The organism is Rhodococcus sp. P4_F5 (assembly GCF_056401315.1).
The window spans coordinates 20,201-27,034 of record NZ_JBFUJP010000068.1; the positions used below are offsets into that span (position 1 = coordinate 20,201).

Below are 6,834 nucleotides of genomic sequence, written 5' to 3' on the forward strand. Positions count from 1 at the left end.
ACCGCACCCGGCGGGACCGCTCAGCCGCCGGCGAACGGTGGCAGCACGTCCACCCGGCCCGCCGCCGGCACGGCCGGATCGCGGGTCAGCTCGTCGTCCTGCAGGAAGGCCGCGACCGCGAGCACCCGCTCCATCCGCTCCCCGTGCCGAGCGGCCAGTGCCGTCCGGAGCTCGCCGAGGCTCGCACCGGCGCCCAGCGGGAAGGTCTCCTCGGTGCACCCGGCGGCCTCTGCCGCCGCCGCGAAGTACCGCACCGTCACCGAACCGTCAGCCACCGATGGCCCCCATGCTCCGTCGCGGCGGCTCGAAACCCGCCGAATCCATGCCGTGACCGGCCCACTTGTCCCACATCGCGGCGCGCCACTGCCCGGCCAGCTGCGCGTCGGTGGCGCCGGACCGCAGCCCGGCTCGCAGGTCCACCTCGTCGTCGCTGAACAGGCACGAGCGCACCGTGCCCTCGGCGGTGAGCCGGGTCCGGTCGCAGGCGTCGCAGAAGTTCCGCGTCACCGACGCGATGATGCCGACGGTCGCCGGTCCGCCGTCGACCAGCCACTCCTCGGCGGGCGACGCCGGGTCCTCGCGCTCGACCGGGTGCAGCGTGAACCGCTCCCCGAGCACGTCGAGCAGCCGGGCCGCGTCGACGATCGAGTCGCGGTCCCAGGCGTGGTCCGCGTCCAGCGCCATCTCCTCGATGAACCGCAGCCGGCAGCCCTCGTCGAGGCACCACTGGAGCAGATCCGCTGCGCCGGCAAGGGTTTCCGGCATCAGCACCGCGTTCACCTTGAGCGGCGTCAGCCCCGCCCGGGCGGCCGCCCGGATACCCGCCAGCACCGCGGGCAACCGGTCCCGGCGGGTGAGTTCGGCGAAGTGGGCGCGGTCCACCGAGTCGAGCGAGACGTTGACCCGGCTCAGGCCCGCCGCGACCAGTCCCCGCGCCCGGTGCTCGAGCCCGACGGCGTTGGTGGTCATGGTCAGCGGCACCCCGGGCACCGCCGCGGCGCAGCCCGCGACGATCTCCTCGAGGTCGTGGCGCATCAGGGGTTCGCCACCGGTGAAGCGGACCTCCCGCACCCCCAGGTCCGTGACCGCGATCCGTACCAGTCGCACGATCTCCGCGACGCTCAGCAGTCGCTCGCGCGGAATCTGCGGCAGCCCCTCGGCGGGCATGCAGTAAGTGCAGCGCAGCGAACACTTTTCGGTGATCGAGACCCGCAGGTCGCGGGCGACCCGGCCGAACCGGTCCACCAGCTCCGGGACCTCGGGGCGGTCGGCCGCCGAGGCGTCCGCGCGCGGGCGCACACGGGGCAGCCCCATCTGCACCGGTCGCTGCGTCGTCGTCATCGGGTCACCGCCTTCTCCTGCGGTCCAGTATGCCGCCCGGACGCGGTACGCGACCGACCGGCGGCCTGCCTAGGATGTGATCTCATGCCTGAGGGATCGCGATGACCAGCAGATCTGTCGAAGACCACGCGCGCGCGGTGGCGCGCCTGCTCGGCCCGGCCCTGACGCCGCACACCGAGTCCGTCGCGGTGGCGGCGGCGCTGGGTCGCGTGCTCGATTCCGACGTGCACTCCCCCCTCGACCTGCCGCCGTTCCGCAACTCGCAGATGGACGGGTTCGCGGTCGCGGCCGACTCGGTCCGCACCGTGCCCGTCACGCTGCCCGTCTCCGCGACCGTCGCGGCGGGGTCGGCCGGACCCGCCCGGCTCGTGCCCGGCACCGCGGTCCGGATCATGACCGGGGCGCCGCTCCCCGAGGGCGCGGACGCGGTGGTGCCGGTCGAGGACACCGAACCCACCGCCGGGGCGGCGACGGACACGGTCACCGTCCACCGGGGGCGAGCGTCCGGCGAGTTCGTCCGCGACCGCGGCAGCGACGTCCACGCCGGGGACCTGCTGCTGGGCGCGGGCGCGGTCCTCACCGCACGGCACCTGGCGATGTTCGCGGCGGTCGGTGCGGCCGAGCTGCCGGTCCGGCGCCGGCCCCGGGTCGCGGTGCTCACCACCGGCAGCGAACTGGTCGCCGCGGGAAACCCGTTGCGGCCCGGTCAGATCTACGAGTCCAACGGCATCGCCCTGGCCGCGAGCCTGACGACGAACTCCGCGGACGTGGTCTTCGCCGAGAGCAGCACGGACGACCCGGACCAGTTCCGCGCCCTCCTCCGGCGGGCCACCGAGTCGGCCGACCTGGTGCTCACCTCCGGTGGGGTGTCGATGGGCGAGTTCGAGGTGGTGCGTGAGGTGCTCACCCCGCTCGGCGGCTGGTTCGGGCACGTCGCGATGCAGCCGGGCGGACCGCAGGGACTGACCGTGGTCGACGGCGTCCCGGTGCTGAGCTTCCCGGGCAACCCGGTGAGCACGCTGGTCTCCTTCGAGGTGTTCGCACGCCCGCTGCTGCGGCGGGCCGCCGGACTGGCCCCCGTGCACGCCGGCACCCGCGCCCTCGCCGGCCCCCTGACCTCACCGGCGGGCCGACGCCAGTTCCTGCGCGGGCGCCTCGCCGACGAGGGTGTGAGACTGGAGTCGGGACCGGGTTCGCACCTGGTCGCGGCGCTGGCCAGGGCGGATGTCCTGATCGACGTGCCGGCGGACGTCACGACAATGGAAGCGGGAGAGAACGTGCAGGTGTGGCCGCTATGAGTGAGCTGACCCATCTCGACGACGAGGGCCGGGCCCGGATGGTCGACGTGAGCGCCAAGGCCAGCACCGCGCGCGTCGCGGTGGCCGCGGGCGAACTGCAGACCACCGCCGAGGTCGTCGCACTGGTGCGTGCCGACGGCATGCCGAAGGCCGACGTCCTGGCCACCGCGCGAATCGCGGGCATCGCCGGGGCCAAGAAGACCTCCGAACTGATCCCGCTGTGCCATCAGCTCGCGCTGTCGTCGGTGAAGGTGGAGTTCGCGTTCACCGACACCACCATCGCCATCGAGGCGACCGCGAAGACCTCCGGCCAGACCGGGGTGGAGATGGAGGCGCTGACCGCGGTCGCGGTCGCCGGGCTGACGCTGCACGACATGGTCAAGGCCCTCGACCCGGCCGCGACGCTGAACGCGGTGCGACTGCTCACCAAGGACGGCGGCAAGCGCGGGCACTGGGTGCGCGACGCTGCGACCGCGGCCACGGACCCCGGGCCCGCCCCGGCCGGGGACCTCCCGGCCCGGTCGGCGGTCGTGCTGGTGGCGTCCACCGGCGGCGCGAGCGGTACCCGAACCGACACCACCGGACCCGAGCTGGTGAGTTGGCTTGCCGAGCAGGGGTTCTCGGTGCGCGGTCCGCTGGTCTACGCGGACGCGGACATCGCGGCGGGGCTGGCCGACGCGCTCAGCGGCGCGCCCGCGCTGGTGCTGAGCACCGGCGGCACCGGCGCCTCCCCCACCGACCGGACCCCCGAAGCCACCCGGGCGGTTCTGGACCGCGAGCTCCCGGGCCTGGCGGAGGCCATGCGCCGTAAGGGAACCGAGAAGACCGCACACGCCACCTTGAGCCGCGGCCTGGCCGGGCTGGCCGGACGCACCGTGGTGGTGAACCTGCCCGGCTCCCCCGGCGGTGTGCGCGACGGGATCTCGGTGCTCGAACCGGTCCTCGACCACCTGCTGGCACAGGTCGCGGGCGGCGGGTCTCACGATGGGTGACCTGCTGGCCGCGATCTCGCCGGACCCGCTCGACCCGGCCGCGGTGGACGCCGCGGTCGCCGGTCCGGAGCACGGCGCCGTGGTGCTCTTCAGCGGTGTGGTCCGCAACCACGATGGCGGACAGCCGGTTTCCGCACTCGAGTACCAGGCACATCCGGATGCGCAGCGATTCCTGCGGACCTGCTGCGAGCAGGTCTCGGCCGAGACGGGCCTGCCGGTTGCGGCGGTGCACCGGGTGGGCCAGCTGGTCGTCGGGGACCTGGCGCTGGTCGCCGCGGCCGCCGCCCCGCACCGGGCCGAGGCCTTCGCCGCGTGCTCGCTGCTGGTGGAGCGGATCAAGACCGAGGTACCGATCTGGAAGCGTCAGCACTTCGCCGACGGGGTCACCGAGTGGGTGGGCCTGTAGTTCGAGGCGCGACTGCCCCGTCATGCTCTCGCGGCAGGAGAATTCTCGCGCGAGACCCGATAGAATCGCAGTCGTCAGTGCGCCGAGCACGGGCTCACGCCACGCTCTCACCAGCACTGACGCCGGGGGTGATGCATCTGTTGCAATCGGGCTCGCCGAATTCGTCCACTTTCGCGGGGCCGTGGTTCGCGACGCAGTCGGCGGTGTCCGTCCTGCCGATCGAGTTCGCGCACGTGTCGAATCTGCCCGCCGATCCAGTCTCGCGTGCTGATGCCGCCCATCCTGGGCAGGTCAGCGCTGCCGAGAGGGGTAGTCATGTCACAGCAGTTCGAGGGGAAGGTGGCCTTTGTCACCGGCGCCGCACGGGGACAGGGCCGTTCGCACGCGGTGCGGTTCGCCGAGGAGGGCGCCGACGTCATCGCCGTGGACCTCTGCGATCAGATCGACAGCGTGGCCTATCCGCTGGCCACCCGCGAGGACCTCGACGAGACCGTCAACCTCGTCGAGAAGACCGGCCGCCGTATCGTCGCCGAGCAGGCCGACGTGCGTGACTTCCAGCGACTGCAGGCGGTGGTCGAGATGGGGGTGGCCGAGTTCGGCCGCGTCGACTTCGTCCTCGCCAACGCCGGGATCATGCCGGTCATGGGCGAACAGAGTCACGAGATGTCCGCATTCGTCGACGCCGTCGAGGTCATGCTCCACGGGGTCTACTACACGATCGAGGCGGCCCTGCCCGCGCTGCTCGAACACGGTGACGGCGGCGCCGTCGTGATCACCAGCTCGACGGCCGGCCTCAAGTCGGTGAATCAGGCTTTCAGCGTCCGCAGCCACGGAACGGCCGGCTACCACGCCGCGAAGCATGCCGAGGTGGGCCTGATGCGGTACTACGCAATGACTCTGGCGGAGAAGAACATCCGGGTCAACACCGTGCACCCCGCCGGGGTGGCGACAACAATGTCCATGAACCGGCCGTTCGGACAGTTCCTCAACGAGCACCCGGGAAGCCTTGCCGGACTGCAGAACCCGATGCCGGTCCCGATTCTCGAGCCGTCCGACATCAGCGAGGCGATGATCTACCTCTGTGGCCGCGGCGGCCGCTACATCACCGGCGTCACCCTACCGGTCGACGCCGGGTACACCCTCAAGTAGCGCGCTCACCGCGAACCGGCCACCCCGGCACCCGGGGTCGGGTGTGACGCAACCGACCCCGGACCACCCCGGCCCGTCGGCTATGCTGGGTCTCACTTGGCGCCGACCCTTTGGCCGCCATACGTCGTGGAACGCTTCCTCAACGCATGACCGTGAGTGTGACTCACTCGATCCGTTGATTGGTGCCATCCAGCACAAGCTCTTCTTGCGGCGATCGATTTTGCCCACCGGCAATCTCGCCAAACTTGTGCTGACAGATGCGCGGAACAGCAGTTCCCCCGTGCGGTCACCAGCGCAACCCGATGCCTGAAAGGCCTCGACCCACATGACGAAAACCTTTGCCGACCTCGGCGTGCGCGATCCCCTCGTGAAGGCGCTTGCCGCCAACGGAATCACCTCGCCGTTCCCGATCCAGGTCGACACCCTTCCCGACACGCTCGCCGGCCGCGACGTGCTCGGCCGCGGAAAGACGGGCAGCGGAAAGACGCTGGCCTTCTCCATTCCCATGGTCGCCCGGCTCGCCGGCGACCTCGCGGGCGGCAAGCGCCGCCCGGGCCACCCGGTCGGCCTGATCCTGGCCCCGACCCGCGAGCTGGCCACCCAGATCAGTGCCGCGCTCGAGCCCCTGGCCGGTGCGTACAACCTCAAGGTCACCACCATCTTCGGCGGCGTCTCCCAGCACCGTCAGGTGCAGGCACTCAAGGCCGGTGTCGACATCGTCGTCGCCTGCCCGGGCCGCCTCGAGGACCTGATGAAGCAGAAGTTCGTCTCCCTCGACGCCGTGGAGATCACGGTCCTCGACGAGGCCGACCACATGGCCGACCTCGGCTTCCTGCCGGTCGTCACCCGGATCCTGTCCGCGACCCCGCAGAACGGACAGCGGCTGCTGTTCTCGGCGACCCTGGACAACGGCGTCGACAAGCTGGTCAAGCGCTTCCTGCACAACGAGGTGCTGCACTCGGTCGACGAGGCCAACTCGCCGGTCGCCGCGATGACCCACCACGTCTTCGACGTCGCGGGCGTCGAGGCCAAGAAGGTGCTCGTGCAGAAGCTCGCATCGGGCACCGGTCGCCGCATCCTGTTCATGCGCACCAAGCACCAGGCGCGCAAGCTCGCGCGTCAGCTCACCGAGGCCGGCATCCCGTCGGTGGACCTGCACGGCAACCTCTCGCAGGCCGCCCGCGACCGCAACCTGGCCGCGTTCTCGGCCGGCTCGGCCCGGGTGCTGGTGGCCACCGACGTCGCCGCCCGCGGCGTGCACGTCGACGACGTGGAACTGGTCGTGCACGTGGACCCGCCGGCCGAGCACAAGGCGTACCTGCACCGCTCGGGACGTACGGCCCGCGCCGGCAGTGCCGGTGACGTGGTCACCGTCGTGCTGCCCGAGCAGCGCAAGGACCTGGCCATCCTGATGCGCAAGGCCGCCATCAAGGTGACCCCGCAGCAGGTGACGGCCGACTCCGACCCGGTGAACGCACTGGTCGGCGAGATCGCGCCGCACGTGGTTCCGGTCCCCCAGGCTGCGCCGCAGCCGGCAGGTAACGGCGGCGGTGCCCGTCGTGGCGGCGGCGGTGGCGGTCAGCGCCGCGGCGGCGGCCAGGCCGGCGGCGGACGCGGCGGTCAGGGTGGCGCTCAGGGCGGCGGACGC

7 protein-coding genes are annotated in these 6,834 nt (G+C 72.0%); 5 read left to right on the forward strand and 2 right to left on the reverse strand.

The window, feature by feature from the left end; all coding sequences use genetic code 11:
• Nucleotides 1–20: 20 nt before the first annotated feature.
• Both AC1DU4_RS21205 and moaA read right to left on the reverse strand, forming a co-directional pair.
• Nucleotides 21–275 carry a MoaD/ThiS family protein gene (locus AC1DU4_RS21205; RefSeq protein WP_477843176.1) on the reverse strand — a complete coding sequence of 85 codons (255 nt, stop codon included), beginning with the start codon at nucleotides 273–275 and terminating at the stop codon, nucleotides 21–23.
• A complete protein-coding gene (gene moaA, locus AC1DU4_RS21210; RefSeq protein ID WP_477843178.1) occupies nucleotides 268–1,341 on the reverse strand; it encodes a GTP 3',8-cyclase MoaA in 1,074 nt (357 codons plus the stop codon). Before moaA ends, AC1DU4_RS21205 begins: the two co-directional genes overlap by 8 nt.
• 101 nt (nucleotides 1,342–1,442) lie before the next feature.
• On the opposite strand from moaA, the gene AC1DU4_RS21215 reads away from it, so the two are divergent.
• The 5 genes from AC1DU4_RS21215 to AC1DU4_RS21235 all read left to right on the forward strand — a co-directional run.
• Entirely contained in the window at nucleotides 1,443–2,639 is a 1,197-nt protein-coding gene (locus tag AC1DU4_RS21215; RefSeq protein WP_477843180.1) for a molybdopterin molybdotransferase MoeA, read from the forward strand.
• The gene (moaCB, locus tag AC1DU4_RS21220) at nucleotides 2,636–3,631 is read left to right on the forward strand and encodes a bifunctional molybdenum cofactor biosynthesis protein MoaC/MoaB (RefSeq protein ID WP_477843182.1); all 996 of its coding nucleotides are present in this window, start codon (nucleotides 2,636–2,638) and stop codon (nucleotides 3,629–3,631) included. The genes AC1DU4_RS21215 and moaCB overlap by 4 nt, the downstream gene beginning before the upstream one ends.
• Entirely contained in the window at nucleotides 3,624–4,037 is a 414-nt protein-coding gene (locus AC1DU4_RS21225; protein WP_477843184.1) for a molybdenum cofactor biosynthesis protein MoaE, read from the forward strand. The genes moaCB and AC1DU4_RS21225 overlap by 8 nt, the downstream gene beginning before the upstream one ends.
• 315 nt (nucleotides 4,038–4,352) lie before the next feature.
• On the forward strand, nucleotides 4,353–5,186 hold the full coding sequence (locus tag AC1DU4_RS21230; RefSeq protein WP_477843185.1) for a mycofactocin-coupled SDR family oxidoreductase: 834 nt from the start codon (nucleotides 4,353–4,355) through the stop codon (nucleotides 5,184–5,186).
• 325 nt (nucleotides 5,187–5,511) lie between these two features.
• Nucleotides 5,512–6,834 (forward strand): DEAD/DEAH box helicase (locus AC1DU4_RS21235; protein WP_477843187.1); only part of this gene is annotated, 1,323 nt, incomplete at its 3' end.

Bases quoted from the DNA above. Each gene is read 5' to 3' on its own strand.
- moaA (WP_477843178.1), bottom strand. From the start codon at position 1,341: ATGACGACGACGCAGCGACCGGTGCAGATGGGGCTGCCCCGTGTGCGC.
- moaCB (WP_477843182.1), top strand. From the start codon at position 2,636: ATGAGTGAGCTGACCCATCTCGACGACGAGGGCCGGGCCCGGATGGTC.
- AC1DU4_RS21215 (WP_477843180.1), top strand. From the start codon at position 1,443: ATGACCAGCAGATCTGTCGAAGACCACGCGCGCGCGGTGGCGCGCCTG.
- AC1DU4_RS21225 (WP_477843184.1), top strand. From the start codon at position 3,624: ATGGGTGACCTGCTGGCCGCGATCTCGCCGGACCCGCTCGACCCGGCC.
- AC1DU4_RS21230 (WP_477843185.1), top strand. From the start codon at position 4,353: ATGTCACAGCAGTTCGAGGGGAAGGTGGCCTTTGTCACCGGCGCCGCA.